The sequence below is a fragment of the Paenibacillus sp. MZ04-78.2 genome, from assembly GCF_024213375.1.
Taxonomy (GTDB): domain Bacteria; phylum Bacillota; class Bacilli; order Paenibacillales; family NBRC-103111; genus Paenibacillus_G.
In genome coordinates this window covers 116,796-132,897 of the sequence record NZ_JANAVJ010000008.1, presented here as the reverse complement: position 1 = coordinate 132,897, position 16,102 = coordinate 116,796, and the positions used below count along the sequence as shown (strand labels likewise).

Annotated in this window: 19 protein-coding genes; 14 read left to right on the top strand and 5 right to left on the bottom strand. The window is 51.4% G+C overall.

The features are described 5' to 3' along the window. Window positions 1-17: 17 nt before the first annotated feature. The 8 genes from NLX71_RS09035 (at window position 18) to NLX71_RS09000 (ending at window position 7,931) form a co-directional block, all read left to right on the top strand. The gene (locus tag NLX71_RS09035) at window positions 18-608 is read left to right on the top strand and encodes a WcaF family extracellular polysaccharide biosynthesis acetyltransferase (RefSeq protein WP_254363280.1); all 591 of its coding nucleotides are present in this window, start codon (window positions 18-20) and stop codon (window positions 606-608) included. Between the two features lie 42 nt (window positions 609-650). Continuing rightward, window positions 651-2,069, top strand: coding sequence for a sugar phosphate nucleotidyltransferase (locus NLX71_RS09030; RefSeq protein ID WP_254363279.1), 1,419 nt, complete (start codon window positions 651-653; stop codon window positions 2,067-2,069). 35 nt (window positions 2,070-2,104) lie between these two features. Further along, entirely contained in the window at window positions 2,105-3,430 is a 1,326-nt protein-coding gene (locus NLX71_RS09025) for a UDP-glucose dehydrogenase family protein (protein WP_254363278.1), read from the top strand. A gap of 32 nt (window positions 3,431-3,462) precedes the next feature. Further along, window positions 3,463-4,707 (top strand): O-antigen ligase family protein, encoded by a 1,245-nt coding sequence (locus tag NLX71_RS09020; RefSeq protein WP_254363277.1) that lies wholly within the window; start codon window positions 3,463-3,465, stop codon window positions 4,705-4,707. 24 nt (window positions 4,708-4,731) lie between these two features. Further along, the gene (locus NLX71_RS09015; protein ID WP_254363276.1) at window positions 4,732-5,934 is read left to right on the top strand and encodes a glycosyltransferase; all 1,203 of its coding nucleotides are present in this window, start codon (window positions 4,732-4,734) and stop codon (window positions 5,932-5,934) included. 114 nt (window positions 5,935-6,048) lie between these two features. Further along, window positions 6,049-6,387 (top strand): XRE family transcriptional regulator, encoded by a 339-nt coding sequence (locus NLX71_RS09010; RefSeq protein WP_254363275.1) that lies wholly within the window; start codon window positions 6,049-6,051, stop codon window positions 6,385-6,387. 182 nt (window positions 6,388-6,569) lie between these two features. Next, entirely contained in the window at window positions 6,570-7,403 is an 834-nt protein-coding gene (locus NLX71_RS09005; protein WP_254363274.1) for an SGNH/GDSL hydrolase family protein, read from the top strand. 12 nt (window positions 7,404-7,415) lie between these two features. Further along, window positions 7,416-7,931, top strand: a complete 516-nt coding sequence (locus NLX71_RS09000; protein WP_254363273.1) for a DUF4916 domain-containing protein — start codon at window positions 7,416-7,418, stop codon at window positions 7,929-7,931. Between the two features lie 56 nt (window positions 7,932-7,987). Here the strand turns inward: NLX71_RS09000 and NLX71_RS08995 are convergent, their stop codons facing one another. Then, window positions 7,988-8,356, bottom strand: coding sequence for a helix-turn-helix domain-containing protein (locus NLX71_RS08995; protein ID WP_254363272.1), 369 nt, complete (start codon window positions 8,354-8,356; stop codon window positions 7,988-7,990). Window positions 8,357-8,949: 593 nt separating this feature from the next. Then, window positions 8,950-9,321: a helix-turn-helix domain-containing protein gene (locus tag NLX71_RS08990; protein ID WP_254363271.1), complete on the bottom strand. Its 372-nt coding sequence runs from the start codon at window positions 9,319-9,321 to the stop codon at window positions 8,950-8,952. Window positions 9,322-9,589: 268 nt separating this feature from the next. Here NLX71_RS08990 and NLX71_RS08985 point away from each other — a divergent pair, with 268 nt between their 5' ends. Together NLX71_RS08985 and NLX71_RS08980 are read left to right on the top strand one after the other, a co-directional pair. Beyond that, window positions 9,590-9,931, top strand: coding sequence for an XRE family transcriptional regulator (locus NLX71_RS08985; RefSeq protein ID WP_090670648.1), 342 nt, complete (start codon window positions 9,590-9,592; stop codon window positions 9,929-9,931). Window positions 9,932-10,100: 169 nt separating this feature from the next. Then, window positions 10,101-10,244 (top strand): hypothetical protein, encoded by a 144-nt coding sequence (locus tag NLX71_RS08980; RefSeq protein WP_254363270.1) that lies wholly within the window; start codon window positions 10,101-10,103, stop codon window positions 10,242-10,244. 67 nt (window positions 10,245-10,311) lie between these two features. Here the strand turns inward: NLX71_RS08980 and thpR are convergent, their stop codons facing one another. Continuing rightward, the gene (thpR, locus tag NLX71_RS08975) at window positions 10,312-10,896 is read right to left on the bottom strand and encodes an RNA 2',3'-cyclic phosphodiesterase (RefSeq protein ID WP_254363269.1); all 585 of its coding nucleotides are present in this window, start codon (window positions 10,894-10,896) and stop codon (window positions 10,312-10,314) included. A gap of 105 nt (window positions 10,897-11,001) precedes the next feature. Here thpR and serC point away from each other — a divergent pair, with 105 nt between their 5' ends. Continuing rightward, entirely contained in the window at window positions 11,002-12,090 is a 1,089-nt protein-coding gene (serC, locus tag NLX71_RS08970) for a 3-phosphoserine/phosphohydroxythreonine transaminase (RefSeq protein ID WP_254363268.1), read from the top strand. 118 nt (window positions 12,091-12,208) lie between these two features. On the opposite strand, the gene NLX71_RS08965 is transcribed toward serC, so the two are convergent. After that, on the bottom strand, window positions 12,209-12,925 hold the full coding sequence (locus NLX71_RS08965; protein WP_302058141.1) for a response regulator transcription factor: 717 nt from the start codon (window positions 12,923-12,925) through the stop codon (window positions 12,209-12,211). 127 nt (window positions 12,926-13,052) lie between these two features. Between NLX71_RS08965 and trmL the strand changes: the two genes are divergently transcribed. Further along, entirely contained in the window at window positions 13,053-13,517 is a 465-nt protein-coding gene (gene trmL / locus NLX71_RS08960; RefSeq protein WP_054977773.1) for a tRNA (uridine(34)/cytosine(34)/5-carboxymethylaminomethyluridine(34)-2'-O)-methyltransferase TrmL, read from the top strand. Between the two features lie 140 nt (window positions 13,518-13,657). Continuing rightward, window positions 13,658-13,906, top strand: coding sequence for an AbrB/MazE/SpoVT family DNA-binding domain-containing protein (locus NLX71_RS08955; RefSeq protein ID WP_254363320.1), 249 nt, complete (start codon window positions 13,658-13,660; stop codon window positions 13,904-13,906). A 98-nt stretch (window positions 13,907-14,004) separates the two neighbouring features. Here the strand turns inward: NLX71_RS08955 and NLX71_RS08950 are convergent, their stop codons facing one another. Continuing rightward, entirely contained in the window at window positions 14,005-15,579 is a 1,575-nt protein-coding gene (locus NLX71_RS08950) for an alpha/beta hydrolase (protein ID WP_254363267.1), read from the bottom strand. A 241-nt stretch (window positions 15,580-15,820) separates the two neighbouring features. Between NLX71_RS08950 and NLX71_RS08945 the strand changes: the two genes are divergently transcribed. After that, a complete protein-coding gene (locus NLX71_RS08945) occupies window positions 15,821-15,994 on the top strand; it encodes a hypothetical protein (protein ID WP_254363266.1) in 174 nt (57 codons plus the stop codon). Window positions 15,995-16,102: the final 108 nt, after the last annotated feature.

Below are 16,102 nucleotides of genomic sequence, written 5' to 3'. Positions count from 1 at the left end.
ATGGGAGTCATCGAGCGATGAAGAATAGGATTCGGCTTGATCTTTACAATCAGGATTGGTATTCCCGCGGCCGAAGCAATGCCGTCGTGCTGCTGTGGTGGCTCGTGCAGGGGACGCTGTTTCGCTTCTCGCTTCACAATATGTACGGATGGAGGCGGTTCCTGCTCCGAATGTTCGGGGCCAGAATCGGAAGGGGCGTGCAGGTCCGGGCCACGGCGAAATTTACGTATCCTTGGAAAGTATCCATCGGCGATTATTCCTGGATCGGCGACAACGTCGAATTTTACAGTCTGGACCGGATCGAAGTGGGCGAGCATTGCGTCGTTTCCCAGCATTGCTACTTATGCACGGGAAGCCACGATATGACCGACGAAGCCTTCGGCCTGCTCATCCGTCCGATCGTTATCCGGGACGGCGCCTGGATTGCCAGCGACGTCTTCGTCTACCCGGGCGTAACGGTAGGAGTGATGGGGGTAGTAGCTGCCCGAAGCACAGTTGTCAAGGACGTACCTGCCAACCAGGTATTCGCCGGCACGCCGGCCAAGTTTGTCAAAGAGCGGTTTCAGGAAAAAGCGCTTCAGGAAAAAGCGCGGCTGCACATGATTTGATTGTGCGCAGGCTCGAACCATAGATAAAAAGGAGTGGGGAACATGAAGCTGGTTTTGTTATCCGGAGGTTCCGGCAAACGGCTGTGGCCTTTATCCAACGATGCGCGATCCAAGCAATTCCTGCAAGTTCTTCAAAATGACAAAGGCGAAAAAGAATCGATGGTCCAACGGGTATGGCGGCAGCTCGAATCCGCAGGCTTGTCCGACGATGTGCTTGTCGCTACCGGCAAGAGCCAGACCGAAATTTTGCAGCGGCAGCTTCGCCATTTGGCAAGAATCGTCGTCGAGCCCGAACGCCGGGACACGTTCCCGGCCATTGCCTTGGCGGCAACCTATCTGTATTCGATTGTCGGGACGGGATTAAACGAGGTTGTAGCGGTCCTGCCGGTCGATCCTTACGTAGAAAATGATTTCTTTCATTATATAAAACGGCTTGAAGGCTGCATTCAGGAAACGGGGGCGGACCTCGCTTTAATCGGGGTGAAGCCGACCTATCCTTCCGGCAAATACGGCTATATCATTCCGAAGCAGGGCAGAGAGCAAGCGGACGCTTGGTACCGGCCGGTTCACCGCTTCACGGAAAAGCCGAGCGAGCACGAAGCCGAAGGCCTGATCGCGCAGCAGGCGCTGTGGAATTGCGGCGTATTTGCATTCAAGCTCAATTACGTCATCAACCTGCTGATGGAAAAGGGACTTCCGATCCAATACGAGGAGATGCTCAAGCAGTATCATAAAACGCCGAACATTAGCTTCGATTACGAAGTGGTAGAGAAGGCCGAACGGGTGGTCGTCGTTCCGTATGAAGGGTATTGGAAGGACCTGGGAACTTGGAATACGCTCACAGAAGAGATGAGCCAGAACATGATCGGCAAAGCCGTAATCTGCGAACGCTCCTCCAATACGCACGTGGTCAACGAATTGGACGTGCCCGTAACCGTAATCGGTTTGAAGGACATCGTTGTGGCGGCGAGCCCGGACGGCATTCTGGTTGCAGACAAAGTTTCCAGCCCGCGGCTGAAAGAACTGTTGAAGCATACGGATCAGCCTCCGATGTACGAAGAGAAGCGATGGGGGGAATATAAAGTCCTGGATTTTAAAAAACAGCAGGACGGCACCGAGGTACTGACCCGTCTCGTTCAAATGACGGAAGGACAATGCCTCAGCTATCACTCGCACGAGCATTACAGCGAATGCTGGACCATCGTATCGGGAGCCGGACAATTCGCCTTAGATGGAAAAATTTTCCGCGTACGCGCCGGCGACATGCTGCACATTCCAGCCGGAGCGCCGCACAGCTTGAGGGCGCTGACCGATATGCAGTGGCTTGAGGTTCATATGGGGCGCGAGCTTCATACCGAGAACACGACTCGCCTGCTTATCCAATGGGCTGAGATTGAACAGCATTTTGAGACGTACTCGGGCTCCCCGAAAAAAGACGATAATCTGATGGAGGGCGCTTGATTTCGAGCTGCCGCGGAAACGGGAGGAGAAAACTTATGAATATTGCTGTCATCGGCGCAGGTTATGTCGGACTCATCAGTTCGGTTTGCTATGCGGAAATTGGGCATCAGGTTGTCGGTCTTGATCTGGATCTCGATAAAATTCAGAAATTAAACCGTTTCGTTTCGCCGATTTACGAGCCGGGATTGGAAGAACTGCTCGAAAAACATATTACCGGCGGCCGACTCAGATTCACCGATTCGTATGAGGAAGCCATTCCGATGGCGGACGTGATCGTTATAGCGGTCGGGACGCCGAGCCAAGCGAACGGGATGGCGGACATCTCCTTTGTGGAAGGCGCCGCTTTATCCTCTATACCTTACTTGAAAAAGCAGGCGGTCCTCGTTATCAAAAGCACCGTACCTGTTGGAACGGGAGATCACGTGGAAGCGCTGATCCGCGACCGGATTTCGCCGGACTATGAGATTGAAGTCGTATCGAACCCGGAATTTTTGAGGGAAGGCACGGCCATTTACGATACGTTCCATGGGGACCGGATCGTCATCGGGACCAATCGGGACAGCGCCGGTGAAACGGTCCGCCGGGTTCACGAGCCGCTCGGGATTCCGATCGTCATGACCGACCGGCGCAGCTCCGAAATGATCAAATACGCTTCCAATGCTTTTTTGGCTACGAAAATCAGCTTTATTAACGAAATCGCGAATTTGTGCGAAATGCTTGACGCAAACGTGGAGAACGTATCCGAAGGGATGGGGCTCGACAAACGGATCGGCAATCAATTTCTGAAGGCCGGCATCGGTTACGGAGGCTCGTGCTTCCCGAAGGATACGAATGCGCTGATTCAAATTGCCGGGAATATGCAGTACGACTTCGAACTGCTGCGCTCTGTCGTTAAAGTGAACGGGAAGCAGCAGACCGGCATCCTCGGGAAGGCCAAAGCGTACTATGGAAGCTTGAAGGGACTAAGATTTGCCGTGCTGGGGCTTGCGTTCAAGCCGAATACCGACGATATGCGCGAGGCGCCGTCCATTCGGGTCATCGAACAGCTGGTGAGCGAAGAAGCGGAGGTTGTCGCTTACGATCCGATTGCGATGGATAAAGCGCCGCAATGGCTTCATCCGGCCACGCAGTATGCCGCATCGTGGGAGGAAGCGCTCCGGGAGGCCGACGGCGTATTCCTGCTGACCGATTGGGAGGAGTTCAAGCAAATCGATTTGCGCATGCTTCGTTCACTGATGAAACGTTCGGCGATGTTTGACGGAAGAAACTGCTTCAAGCTGTCCGCCGCGGAGTCGGCCGGTATCGATTACGTGTCGGTGGGGAGACCCGCTGTCCGGAAAACAGTCCAGCCGGTAGGATAAGCGTCACAAGCTCGCATAAAGGTTGTGTCATAATGAGAAGCTTAGCGTTTCATGTTTCGATTATATTGATCATCGCCAGCAATATGCTTTCCTTCATGAAATTTGAAGGTGACTTGATCTATGCGCTCAAATTCGGCTTGATTTTCATCCACTTCTTGATTCTGCTGCTGCATATGATCAAGCAGCCGGTCTCGATCACGCCGATGATGAAGTACTTGATCGCAGTCTTTCATTGCTGGACCATCGTCATGTGCATCGGCCTGACCAACAGCACGACGTTCGCACAGACATTGAGCAGCCTGATGTCGATCGGAACATATATCCTGCTTTTTTTCTACAGTATGATTTTGCTTCCCAATTATATGCGGCTGCACCAGATCGAGTACGTCAGCTTCGTCAAAGTCGCCTATTTTACAATCGTTTGCTGCATGGCGCTCGCCGTCGTGCTCGGGCTGTCCGATCCGAAGGCGTTTCACCTGGACCCGTTCAGCTTGCGCAACCGGTACTTGGGCTATTTCCGCCACCCCAATTTTATGGGATTGTACGCCTTTTTCGGCTTTGCGGTATCGATGCTGATTTACGGCATGACGAAAAAGAAGAGGTACCTGCTTACCGTACCGTTCTTCGCGTACTTGATCTACTTAAGCGTCAGTCGTACGGCGCTGCTGTGCGTCGTGCTGCTGCTCGCCGTGTATCTGGTCCGCAAGTACGTGTTCCGTCTGTTTTATTGGTCGATCCGAACATCGGTCATCAGCGTGTGCATGCTGCTTATATTTGTGATCTGCCTCATACAGTTCGTCGATATAGAAAGCCTGATCGCCGATGTGGATAAACTTCTCAGTAACCGGCTGACCATCTGGTCAAACTTTTGGGCCGGCACCGAAACGATCAACGAATATATATTCGGCCAGGGCATGGCGAAAGCGAGCGTTTCCAGAGACAACTATTATTTGGTCGTCCTGCTGAATACCGGCATACTGGGGTTAATCTGCTTTCTGATTATGGCGGTGTCGGCTCTGTACTTTCTGCTTAAGAAATATATCCGGGAGAGTTCCGTCTCGTTGGAAATTTTGCTGACCATCTTTATCGTTCTGCTGTTATACTCCTTCGCGGAGAGCATTCTGTTCACGCTGGGCAATGCCGTCAGCTTCTTCCTATGGTGTTCCATCGGCATCCACTTGACGGGCCGGCGCGCAAAAGATACAGATGTTGCGCGATCCGTAAAGCCCAGTCCGTTTCAGCAGGTGAAGCTGAAACGAAGACCCACATTTTTGTAGTTTAGTCGGAAAGGAATGGAGATTATGAAAATCCTGCACGTGATTGCGAATTTGGCGCCAAGATACGGGGGACCGGCAAAGGCAATCATGGGAATGACCCGGTCGCTGGTCGAACGGGGACATCAAGTGACGATCTTCACGACGAATCAGGACGGGCCTGGAACGCTTGACGTCCCTTTGAACGAGCCGGTGTACAAGGATGGCGTAGAAATCCGGTATTTTCCGATCCAGCAGCCTAAATTTTGGGGGACCTCCTTCGGGCTTGCCAAAGCGATCGAAGAGCACATTCCGAACTACGACATCGTGCATACGCACTCGTTATACTTGTTTCACAACTGGGTGAGCGGCCATTACTGCCGGAAGTTCGGCGTTCCCTACATTGTCCGTCCTCACGGGACGCTGGACCCTTATATTTATCAACGGAACCGGGGCCGCAAGCGAGTGATGGAGTGGCTGTTCGAACATCAGAACATCAAGCGGGCCTCGGCGCTGCATTACACAACGGAAGAGGAAATGGTCCTGGCCAAACCCTACACCTTCGACAGTCAAGGATTCGTGGTTCCGAACGGGGTCGATCTGTCGGAATACAAGACGCTGCCTCCCAAGGGCACGTTCCGGGAGCTGTATCCGGAGCTGGATGGTAAAAAAATCGTGTTGTTTTTCAGCCGTCTGAATTTCAAAAAAGGGCTGGACATCCTTATCGAAGCCTTCGCCAAAATAAAGGATGCCCATCCCGACGCGCATCTGGTTATTGCCGGACCGGATAACGAGAATTACGGCAGCAAGGTCAAGGAGTGGATCAGGGAGCGGCATTTGACGGATAAGGTGCTGTTTACCGGCATGGTGACCGGACAGCAAAAGCTGGCCGTGTTGCAGGAAGCGGATCTCTTCGTACTTCCATCGTATTCTGAAAATTTTGGCATCTCGGTCATCGAAGCGCTCATCTGCGGCACTCCGGTGTTGATCTCGGACAAAGTGAACATTTGGAGAGAGGTAGTCGCACATCAAGCGGGAAGAGCGGCTTCCTGCGATGCGGAGCAATTTGCCAAAGAAATGGCATTGCTGCTTTCGAATCCGAACCTTTGCGAAAAGATGGGAGAGCTGGGCAAACAATTTGTTGCCGAATATTATAACTGGAGCCAAATCGGCGTTGTGCTGGAAGAAGAGTACAAAAAAATTATTAACTCAACCAAATCGAGATTGAACGTCATGGGGGCCTTGGTCTAACGTCGGTCCGAAATAATATCCTGTGCCGGGGACTGCATTACGTCTCCGGTTCGGGATTAACCATAAATGAGATATCACATACGTCCCACCAAGCGGGCGAACGAAGGTGATTTCATGATTGGTAATCGCATTCAGCATTATCGCAAGCAAAAGCGTATATCTTTGACCGAGCTGGCCAACCGGGCCGGCGTGGCCAAATCTTATTTGAGCTCGATGGAGAGAAATATTCAAAAAAATCCGTCCATTGAATTTTTGCACAAGATCGCCGCTGTGCTGAACGTGGAGGTCGAAGCCTTGATTCATGACGTTCCCCTTTACGGCTATCAGCTATCCTCAAACGACCTGGAATGGCTTCAGTTCGCGAGAGAAGCGAGCAGCGCCGGAATTAGCATCCACGACGTCCGCCACTATGTGGAGAAATGCAAGTTGATCGAGCAAACGACCGAAGGATGAACGACGTAAACTAAATTGATACGAAATGTTTTGTTTAAAGTCGTATTATGTTACAATATGTATCTGTGGGATAGCCTGACGAGGCGAAGAGGTGCCTTCCGAACACCCTGCCCACTTCTTGGCATTCGGATACACAACGGAGGTGTAAGGTGTTGGTTGGGGGTAGAAAGACTAGGCATAAGTTGAAAATAACGACGAAATTTTTCTCCATAAGCGTAATCAGCTTCGGGATGATTATCGGGGTCTTATACTACGGGCAAAAGCATCTGGAAGCCGTAAGCGCCATTCAGGCGAAGGAAGCCAGATCGGCTTGGGAACAAGAACTGATTCGCCGCGAAGAGAGAAAAATCGCCGAGATTAATAAATACAAGCCGAACGGGAATCCCAGATCCGTCATCGACGATTTATATTATATGACGCTGACCCAAGGGGAAGTGAAAATAGCGACCTTCGGCAGCAGCGTAACCAATGGGGACGGAGCCAGCGGCCCGGAGTATAAATGGGCCAATCTTCTAATCCGTTACATTCAGGGAACCGACGGTTTGCGGAATACGGCGCTGATATCCAACGGTTTTCCCGGCCATTCTACCGAGATGATCATACTTCAAAATTATGTAAACAACGTCATCGAGGCCAAGCCGCACATTATTTTGTTTGAAACGTTCGTGCTTAACGATTATGGACAATCCATTCCGCTCCAGAAAACGAGGGAGAACTTGGAGTCGATGCTTCAAAAAATCAAAGAGGCCTTGCCGCAGGCCAAGGTCATCGTGCTATCGCCGAATCCGAAGAAAGGCGAAGCCAAGAACAGCACAGGCGCTTATTACAAAGACTATGTCGCCGTATCCGAGGAGTTTGCCGCCGCCAACAAGTTGGATTATATCGATATTTACAGCCGGATGATGGAGGTAAATTCGAACATCAACGCCTTCCTCGCCGATAACGTTCATCCTAACAATGTCGGCTACAGGATTTGGTTCGATATTGTGAAAGCCTATTTTGAACAGAAGAAATGAGCGTGAAGCGACTTGGCTCCGTGGATTGAACCGCAGATGTGGGAGCAGGTCCAATCCTTGGTTCCCATTGTCTGCACTGACGTGCTTCTTGTCGAATTAGACGAAGCGGACACCCTTCTCCGCATCGGGTTAATATGGAGGGCAACGCCCCATCAGGGAAACAAATGGTGTACCGTTGGCGGCAGATTGCATTATGGAGAAACGATCGGAAGCGGCATCCGACGGCAGTTAAGCGAGACGCTGGGGGAACGGTTGGCCGTCACGAGCCCTGTCGACGACGGACGGCCGCTCTATGTGGCGCAGTATGCCCCATCGGCGGCCCCCGTCAGCGGATTCGATGCGATCGATCCCCGAAAACATGCGATCGGACTCACGTATGTCGTGCAGGTGGCCGGCGATATCGAGCCGCGGAACGAGGCGCTCGCTTTTGCGTGGTTTAAGCCGGAGCGGCTGCCGCCTGCGGAAGAAATCGGGTTCGATCAGCAGCACGTCCTTAACCGGTGCTTGAGGCTCTTAAGAGGCGGATAAACAAAGAAGCTGGCCTTTGGGGCAAGCCCAAGGTCAGCTTTTCCGATATTGTATGCTTAAAAGGACCGCTCTGCCCGGACAAAGGCGATGAACCGCTTGGCTTCCTCCGGCGTGAGCTGCTTTCCGTCAATCGTAAGCGCAAAATGCTGCAAAATTCGTTCATCCGACAGCTCCAGACTGTCGACGAATTGTCTGACTTGCTGATCCAGCACCATTTCCGGGTCCTGTGTGCGACCAAGCAAATAGTCGATCGATACTTTGAAATGATTGGCGATTTTCACCAGGGTATCGTAGTCGGGTTCCCGGCGGTTCTTCTCATAATGAGAGAGGGAGGCGCGGGAAATGTCGAGTTTGAAGGAAAGCTCTTCTTGCGTCAATCCTTGCTTTTCCCTTAATGCAGCGATGCGGTTTCCAATTTGCCCCAACTGTTCTCACCCCGATCATCTTAAGTATACGATAGTCCTCCGGATAGGAAGAAATATCTCGTTCCAGGTCTGTCAAATCGTTGCGATGAGTCGTTGTACCTAAAACACAATCCGGAGAAAACCGTTTCAGGAGCAAACTTTCCAGACCAATTGAATGCGTTTGCTTCTCTTGTCACAGCGGGGCTTGTTTTCTATAAAGAACGGCCGTAACGAAGAGTCAAGCTCCCAGACTGTGTTAGGAAGTAATTAAATTATACATTACGTATCGACGTTTGTGAAGGATGGTTCTCCCCGTTTTGGATATATTTTGTTAACGAATGGAAAAGAAAACAAAAAAACAGTTACAATTTGTATCTATTTTGTGATACAATGAGTATACTTGATGCCGTTGTGCCCAAACCTTGTACAGGAGAACCCAAGCGTCCGTCCGTATCGCCAAGCCACATGAAGCCAGAATAAGGATCGATCCGCGGCGAACCGTGCAGAGCGCTCAATTGCCCATTATTGCCATTGCGGGGTGCATGTATACCTGATTGTATGGAAATGAGGATCGAGCCAGGCTGCTTGCTTGACAGGAGGGGAAGCTGGAAGCGTTATTTGAGCGATCTTTCGGCCCTTACGAAGGCGATGAACCGCTTTGCCTCGTCAAAAGTCAGTTTCATGCCGTCTACGGTTAAGGAGAATCGGTCGATAATCTTTTCGTCGGACAGCTCCAAACTATCTACGAAAGCCCGTACTTCCGGCTCCAGTACGACTCTTGGGTCCTTCGTTCTTCCCAATAAGTAATCGATGGATACCTTGAAAAAATCTGCAATTTTGACCACGGTTTCGTAGTCCGGCTCCCTTCGGTTTTTCTCGTAATGCGAGAGCGAAGCGCGCGAGATGTTGATTTTGCTGGAAAGCTCTTCCTGAGTGAGCGCTTGCTTTTCGCGGAGCAGAGCGATTTTGTCCCCGATTCTGACCATTTCCGTTTCCCTCCAAAACATTGCCGATGTACTAATCTCCGTGTGACTTTTGTCGAAATCTGTTGAATTCAAGCTTGACTAGATTATACATTACGTAGCAAAGTTTGTGAAGAACCCTATTTCAAAAAAAAGTTGAGGTCAATAGGCAAAAAATAATAAAATTTTTCAAATACAGATACAAAGCGTATCGAAATATGATACAATTAGTATGAATATAGAACTAAAACTATTAAACTCGGCCTTCGGGAAAACTAAGGAGGAATTAATCATGATCGGGGCACGAATTCAGTCCCTTCGACATCAGAAACGCATGTCGCTTACGGAGCTTGCAGCCCGCGCCGGCGTCGCCAAATCTTATTTGAGTTCGATCGAAAGGGACTTGCAATCGAATCCGTCCATCCAGTTTCTTCGGAAGCTTGCGCCCGTACTCGGCGTAAACGTACAAACGCTTATTTTGCACGATCAGGGGGACAAGCCCGAGATGCTGGACCAGGAATGGGTTCAATTGATTCAGGAGCTGAACGAGCTCGGCTTGAACAAAGAGTCGCTTCGCAAAATCGTCGTGCAGCTGAAGATGAGACAAACGGTGACTTACGACCAGGCCCAGTGACAAAATCATCCATACGCGCGCTTATTGTCGTGATTTGACAGACCTGCTAAAAAAAACTTTAGAGTCGATAAAATAACCATTTTAGACTATCAAAAAAGATGAACATTCCGTTACAATACATAAGCATAGACAAGGAGACCCTGAGGATAACCATTGAAGAGAGGTAGCTATGGACAAAACCATATTGCTCGATATTCGAGATTTGCTGCGTCAGTTAGGCATAAATCCGATGAAAGCCATGGAGTTTTTGACCATTGAGGAGCCCGATCCTCCGCCCGAAGATACGGACCCGCCGGATGAGACCGACGAATAGGCCCTGCCTCAGGGTACGATGTCCTGCTGCCTTTCCTCTGCCAAGCTCACCGTTTGTTCGCGTTCTTTCAGCCGAGAGGAAACGAGGCGACACGCTCGTACATCGGACGGCTGCCCAAGCGGCTGCGATAAAGAGCGGTCTCCTTGACCCGCCAAGGCGTCTGCCATTCGTCGGGCAGCGCAATGTCCAGCATTGCAGCTTGGCTTCCGGCCGGACCTGTAAATTTTCTGGCCAGCGTCAAATGCGGTTTATACGGACGGTTTTCCGCTACGAACCCCAGCGTTGTCATCATGTCCTCTATCTGGCGTTGAAGCTGCCCTAATTTCTCCACTTCTCCCTGCACCCCGGCCCACAGCACCGACGGAGCACTCGGCTTGCCGAATACTCCCAAGCCTTGAAAATGAAGCGAGAAGGGAGCTGCGCCCACAGCCGCTTGTTCGACTGCTTGCGCGATTCGATCGATCCGGTTCCGCGCAACGTCGCCGAGAAACTGCAAAGTAAGATGCAAATCCTGAGGATGGACCCATTTGGCGAAGACGATCTGGTCCTTCAGTCGCAGGACCCAGGACTCGGCGGAGGAAATTACGGACGGCGGAGCTGGGACGGCGACGAACAGGCGGTCGGACGATTCCATTGGAGTCTTCTCTTCCATTGGAGTCTTCTCTCCTTTCGGATGTTCAAGAAACTTACACTTGATGCGACGATGCAACCTTTGCTATCATAGCCATATCATATGAAAAGCGAAGGGGTTTTAAACATGTCCAAGCGCGCTTACAACTTCAATCCCGGCCCGGCTGCGCTCCCGCTCGAAGTGCTGCAGAAAGCTCAGGAAACGTTCGTCGATTACAACAGCATCGGCATGTCGCTGACGGAGATCTCCCACCGCAGCAAGGAATATGAAGCGCTGAACCGTGAAACCCAAGAGCTGATGCTCGAACTGCTCGGTTTGTCGTCCGGCTATCAGGTACTATTTTTGGGCGGCGGCGCCAGCATGCAATTTTCAATGATTCCGCTCAACTTCCTGAAGCCTGGCAAGGTCGGGAGCTACCTCGTAACGGGTAGCTTTTCCGAGAAGGCCTATCAGGATGCCCGAATTGTCGGGGAAGCGGTCATCACCGCCTCCAATAAAGAAACGAACTGGAGAAGTCTGCCGAAAGCCGGAGAACTTCGGATCGATCCGAACTCCGCTTACGTGCATATGACAACGAACAATACGATCGAAGGCTCCCAATGGTCCGACATTCCGGAAACCGGAGACATTCCGCTGATCGGCGATATGACCAGCGGCATTTTGAGCCGTCCGATCGATGCCCATAAATTCGCGATGATTTATGCGGGGGCGCAAAAAAACCTCGGTCCTGCCGGCGTAACCGTTGCGGTCATCCGCGACGATCTGCTCCAGGAAGAGCCGAAGCATGTACCCGTCATGCTGCGCTATACGACGCATGCCAAAAATCAGTCGCTGTATAACACGCCTCCCGTACATTCGATCTATGTCGTTAACCTGATGCTAAAATGGGTGAAGGAGAACGGCGGGGTAGAGGCGATGGAGAAGCAGAACGTCGCCAAAACGAAGCTGCTCTACGATGTCATCGATGCATCGGGCGGATTCTATACCGGAAACATCGCCCCGGACAGCCGCTCGATCATGAACGTTACGTTCCGCCTGCCGAGCGAAGAGCTGGAGAAAGCCTTCGTCAAGGAATCGGAGAAGAACAACTTCGTCGGTTTGGCCGGTCACCGCAGCGTTGGAGGCATTCGCGCTTCCGCTTACAATGCGGTTCCTTACGAAGCTTGCGCCGCGCTGGCCGAATTCATGGTTGATTTCCAAAAACGCAACGGGTAATCGAACCCGTCCGGCAGCTTTCGCCACGGCATGAAGCCGAGCGAAGGCTGCTTTTTGTACGGCGCGAATATGGCAAGAACGCCGCGGCAAGCTTGGGCGGCGCTCGTTGTATCGAATATTAGGCGTAAGATTCCTTCATGGCAGGCTCGGCCAATTTGTAACCGACATTGCGAATGGTTACGATATATTCAGGGTTGCGCGCGTTGGTCTCAATTTTGTCGCGCAAATGGCTGATATGCACGTCGACGATCCGCGTATCGCCAAGGAAATGATAATCCCAGACGCCGTGCAGCAGCTGCTGGCGGCTGAGCACTTTGCCGCGGTGCTTGCACAGAAAGAGCAGCAGATCGAATTCTTTGGGCGTCAGCTCGATCGGCTTGCCCTTGATCTTCACTTCCCGCTGATCGGGCTGGATGACGATCTGCCCGATGGAGACCGGCGTGTTCGGGCTTGCGGAAGGCAAAGTTTGAATGCGGCGCAGGATCGCTTGAATCCGCGAAATGAGCTCTTGCGGGCTGAAAGGCTTCGTCATGTAATCGTCGGCGCCGTTATCGAGCCCTGCGATTTTGTCGGACAAGTCCTGCATCGCCGTCAGCATAATGATCGGCACGAGATTGTTCTGGCCGCGCAGCTTCCGGCACACTTGAATGCCGTCCATCTTGGGCAGCATCAGGTCGAGCACGATCAGATCGGGGCGGAAATGCTGAATCGCCTGGAATACCGCTTCGCCGTCGTAGACGCAATGCACTTCGAAGCCGACCAGCTTCAGGTTGAATTCTATGAGCATCGAAATTGAAGGTTCGTCGTCGACGACAAGAATTTTCTTCTTCATCATTTTCGGATAGTCTCCTTTGTAGTCGCTTGGATGAATTCATTATCTCAGGCCACTATCATCTTCGTATTAAGAACAGGTAAAACGTATGTAAAATTAAAAAAGGCATTCGGGAGGAAAAAGGAGCAGCATGGCTTTTCATATCGTACTGGTAGAGCCGGAAATACCGGCCAACACGGGGAATATCTCCAGAACGTGCGCCGCTACCGGCACTTGGCTGCACTTGGTCCGTCCGCTCGGCTTCGACACGGACGACCGGACCCTCAAGCGGGCCGGACTGGACTATTGGCACGCTGTCAAGCTGGAGTATCACGATTCGTTTCAGGAAGTAAAGGACAAATACAAGGACGGCCGTTTCTTTTTTGCTACGACCAAGGCGTCTAAAGTTTACACGGATTTGACATTTCAAGACGGCGATTTTCTGGTATTCGGCAAAGAAACGAAAGGGCTTGCTCCCGAGATTTTGGCAGAGCACCCGGATTCGTTGATGCGGCTGCCGATGACGGACGCCGTCCGTTCGTTGAACTTGTCCAACGCCGCGGCGATTGTTCTGTTCGAAGCGCTCCGGCAGACCGGATTTCCAGAATTGTCCTGAAGCTTGGCCTATTCGTTGCAAAAATGCGACTCTTATCGAAATCAACCGAGAAAACTCGCAATTTTGGGAAGGAATTTTGACATCAGCGTCGAACTATATGGAGGGCAAGTGTAATCGTGCGAAAGTGAGGTGAATTGATGATGAAACCGGCAGGAGTAGTAAGAAAAGTCGACCAACTCGGCAGAATTGTACTTCCGAAGTCGCTGCGCAAAAGATACCAAATGAACGAAGGCGATCCTGTTGAAATATTGGTAAGCGGTGATCATATCATTCTGGAGAGGTATCGTCCACGCTGCGTATTTTGCGGCTCGATGGAGCAAGTGACCGATTTTAAGGAAAGACACATTTGCAACGAATGTCTGGGCGAGATGCATCTATTGAAAGGGTAATTCGCGCAGCCACGCAGGGATAATCCGCAACTGGAAAAGCACGGCCGGAACGTTCCGTAAGGGACGCCGGCCGTGCTTTTCCGTCTATCGAAGCGGCGTTACAGCTTTTCCTCCGCCGGGGGCGCGGATAAGCTGCTTCTTTTTTTACGGACCCATTTGCGCAGCTCTTTGGCGTTGCCGTTCTGCTGATAAATGGAGATCAACCGGTCATAATACAAGGTTTCGTCCGCCATGCCGTGCTGTAGTCCGCTGAGCAGGAATGGAATCGCTTGGCCGCTTCTTTCGGTCAGCATGCAATAGTCGGCCGCCCATAAGGTGATGCCTTCCCATAGCTGCTCGACTTTTTCTTTCAGCGATAAAGCAAAAGGATCGTAACATCCCGGCAAGAGCTTGCCGCTGAGCCGGCTAAGCAAATCTTCGCACAGCCCGTACTTCACCTCGTTATCCTGCTCCGCGGCGACCTGCTGCAGATCGTTCAGAAATTCCATTAAATCGCAATCGACAAGATAATGAAGCTTCACGACATCTCTTCCGATGGTCACGCACGGCTTCTCCGTATCATTCGTTTCCAGCAGTTTGGAGAAGTGGCTTAAATAGACCCGCAAATTCCGCAGCGCATTCGGGTGCTCGACTTCCGGGAAGAGAGCTTCGCACAGCTGCTCCCGCGTAGCGGTCGGATGAAAGGCCAGATAGATCATCAGGCTTTTGGCGTACCGGGTATTCCAGCCGTCCGGCACGATCCGGTCGTTCAGGCAGACCTCGAACTTGCCCAAGCAGCGGATGCGAATCCGGTTGCCGCCCCAATGCTCATAGCCCTGTTTGGTCAATTGCCGCACGTGCTGCCGCAGCTCGCGGTTTATGGCATTATTGCGTTGTCCGGAAAACGGCTTGCGGATAAAGGCATCGATCCAGTCGGACGAATAAATCGGCTGATCGACGAACAGCAGGCTTGAGGCGTCCGGGACGACCAAGAAGGCCGTCGTCTCCAACTGCGCATGCGTCAGACCGGCCAGCGCCGGCGTAAAGACAGGGTCCTGCTCGCCGGAGAGCAGCAGCGAAGGCTTTTGGAGGACGAGGAAATCTTTTAGAAATACGGGCTTTGTCGCGAGTTCCAGCATTTGAACATAGGTGGGGAAATGGACCCGTTCAAAGGCTTGCACGATTCGCTGCATCAAGACCGTATCCATATGCTTGACAGACATGCGCTTCGCCATAGCTTCCCCAAGCGTTGGACGGGCCAGTTTCTTGGCGAGGGAGATGCGCAGCTTGTATTCTTTATGAAGTGAGGTAAGCGGAAGGTGGGCGAACGGCGAGATCAGAATGAGGCTTTCAACCATTGAGCCGTACGCCGATGCGAATTGGATGGCGAGGTGTGCCCCGAAGTCGTGACCCAGCAGGGTGACACGCTCCAATCTAAGAAAGTGCAGCAGAGCATGGAGTTCTCCGGTCAGCAGCTCCCATGAAATGTCCGTGTGTCTTTCACTGCTTTGTCCGTGGCCGTTTAAATCGTACAAGAGGATGGAATAACGCCATTCGAGAAGCGGGACAATGGACTGCCAGAAGGTGGAGTTCAATCCGGCGCTGTGGATCATAACCAAAGTTTTCGCTCCCTTCGCGGGGCACTCGTAAAGTTCGTAATACATCAGAGAATCGGCGGAAATGAAAAATGCCATAAGCCCAAAGTCCCCCAGTTGGATTTGAGTTTTCATTAAAATTAGTCTAACAGGACTAGGTCTTTGGATATTATATCAAATGTTTAGCCAAAATTTAATAAAGCAAAAGGAAAATTTATGAATTCTTTAATTTTTGTAACCATTCTGTAACGCTTGCTATGCTAGAATGCGTGTAAAGGATTTTTAGATTTTTCGGTCAAGCTCATACAAAAACATAACTATATAGAGGTGGACTTGTCGGATGGAGCGAATCACAATGACTACTGAAAATGAAAACGTTATACATTTGGAAATCCATGAAATCATGAGGCAGCTTGGGCTCAATCCGCTCGATTGGCAAAAGTTCAGCAGCAGTCCGATAACCCTTGGCCAGATTTCGCAGCCAGCTGCGGAGGAGAATGAAGACACACGTTAGCCGGGGGTTCTTTTTTTTATGGGGATAGATACAGAATGTATCCGCGAAGCGCGAAAACGGGTTGAAAGATGTCGGCCGCAAATGCAATCAGGTGCTGTAACCTACCTT

Bases quoted from the DNA above. Each gene is read 5' to 3' on its own strand.
- NLX71_RS09035 (WP_254363280.1), top strand. From the start codon at position 18: ATGAAGAATAGGATTCGGCTTGATCTTTACAATCAGGATTGGTATTCC.
- NLX71_RS09030 (WP_254363279.1), top strand. From the start codon at position 651: ATGAAGCTGGTTTTGTTATCCGGAGGTTCCGGCAAACGGCTGTGGCCT.
- NLX71_RS09025 (WP_254363278.1), top strand. From the start codon at position 2,105: ATGAATATTGCTGTCATCGGCGCAGGTTATGTCGGACTCATCAGTTCG.
- NLX71_RS09020 (WP_254363277.1), top strand. From the start codon at position 3,463: ATGAGAAGCTTAGCGTTTCATGTTTCGATTATATTGATCATCGCCAGC.
- NLX71_RS09015 (WP_254363276.1), top strand. From the start codon at position 4,732: ATGAAAATCCTGCACGTGATTGCGAATTTGGCGCCAAGATACGGGGGA.
- NLX71_RS09010 (WP_254363275.1), top strand. From the start codon at position 6,049: ATGATTGGTAATCGCATTCAGCATTATCGCAAGCAAAAGCGTATATCT.
- NLX71_RS08990 (WP_254363271.1), bottom strand. From the start codon at position 9,321: ATGGTCAGAATCGGGGACAAAATCGCTCTGCTCCGCGAAAAGCAAGCG.
- NLX71_RS08985 (WP_090670648.1), top strand. From the start codon at position 9,590: ATGATCGGGGCACGAATTCAGTCCCTTCGACATCAGAAACGCATGTCG.
- NLX71_RS08980 (WP_254363270.1), top strand. From the start codon at position 10,101: ATGGACAAAACCATATTGCTCGATATTCGAGATTTGCTGCGTCAGTTA.
- thpR (WP_254363269.1), bottom strand. From the start codon at position 10,896: ATGGAAGAGAAGACTCCAATGGAATCGTCCGACCGCCTGTTCGTCGCC.
- serC (WP_254363268.1), top strand. From the start codon at position 11,002: ATGTCCAAGCGCGCTTACAACTTCAATCCCGGCCCGGCTGCGCTCCCG.
- NLX71_RS08965 (WP_302058141.1), bottom strand. From the start codon at position 12,925: ATGATGAAGAAGAAAATTCTTGTCGTCGACGACGAACCTTCAATTTCG.
- trmL (WP_054977773.1), top strand. From the start codon at position 13,053: ATGGCTTTTCATATCGTACTGGTAGAGCCGGAAATACCGGCCAACACG.
- NLX71_RS08955 (WP_254363320.1), top strand. From the start codon at position 13,658: ATGAAACCGGCAGGAGTAGTAAGAAAAGTCGACCAACTCGGCAGAATT.
- NLX71_RS08950 (WP_254363267.1), bottom strand. From the start codon at position 15,579: ATGGCATTTTTCATTTCCGCCGATTCTCTGATGTATTACGAACTTTAC.
- NLX71_RS08945 (WP_254363266.1), top strand. From the start codon at position 15,821: ATGGAGCGAATCACAATGACTACTGAAAATGAAAACGTTATACATTTG.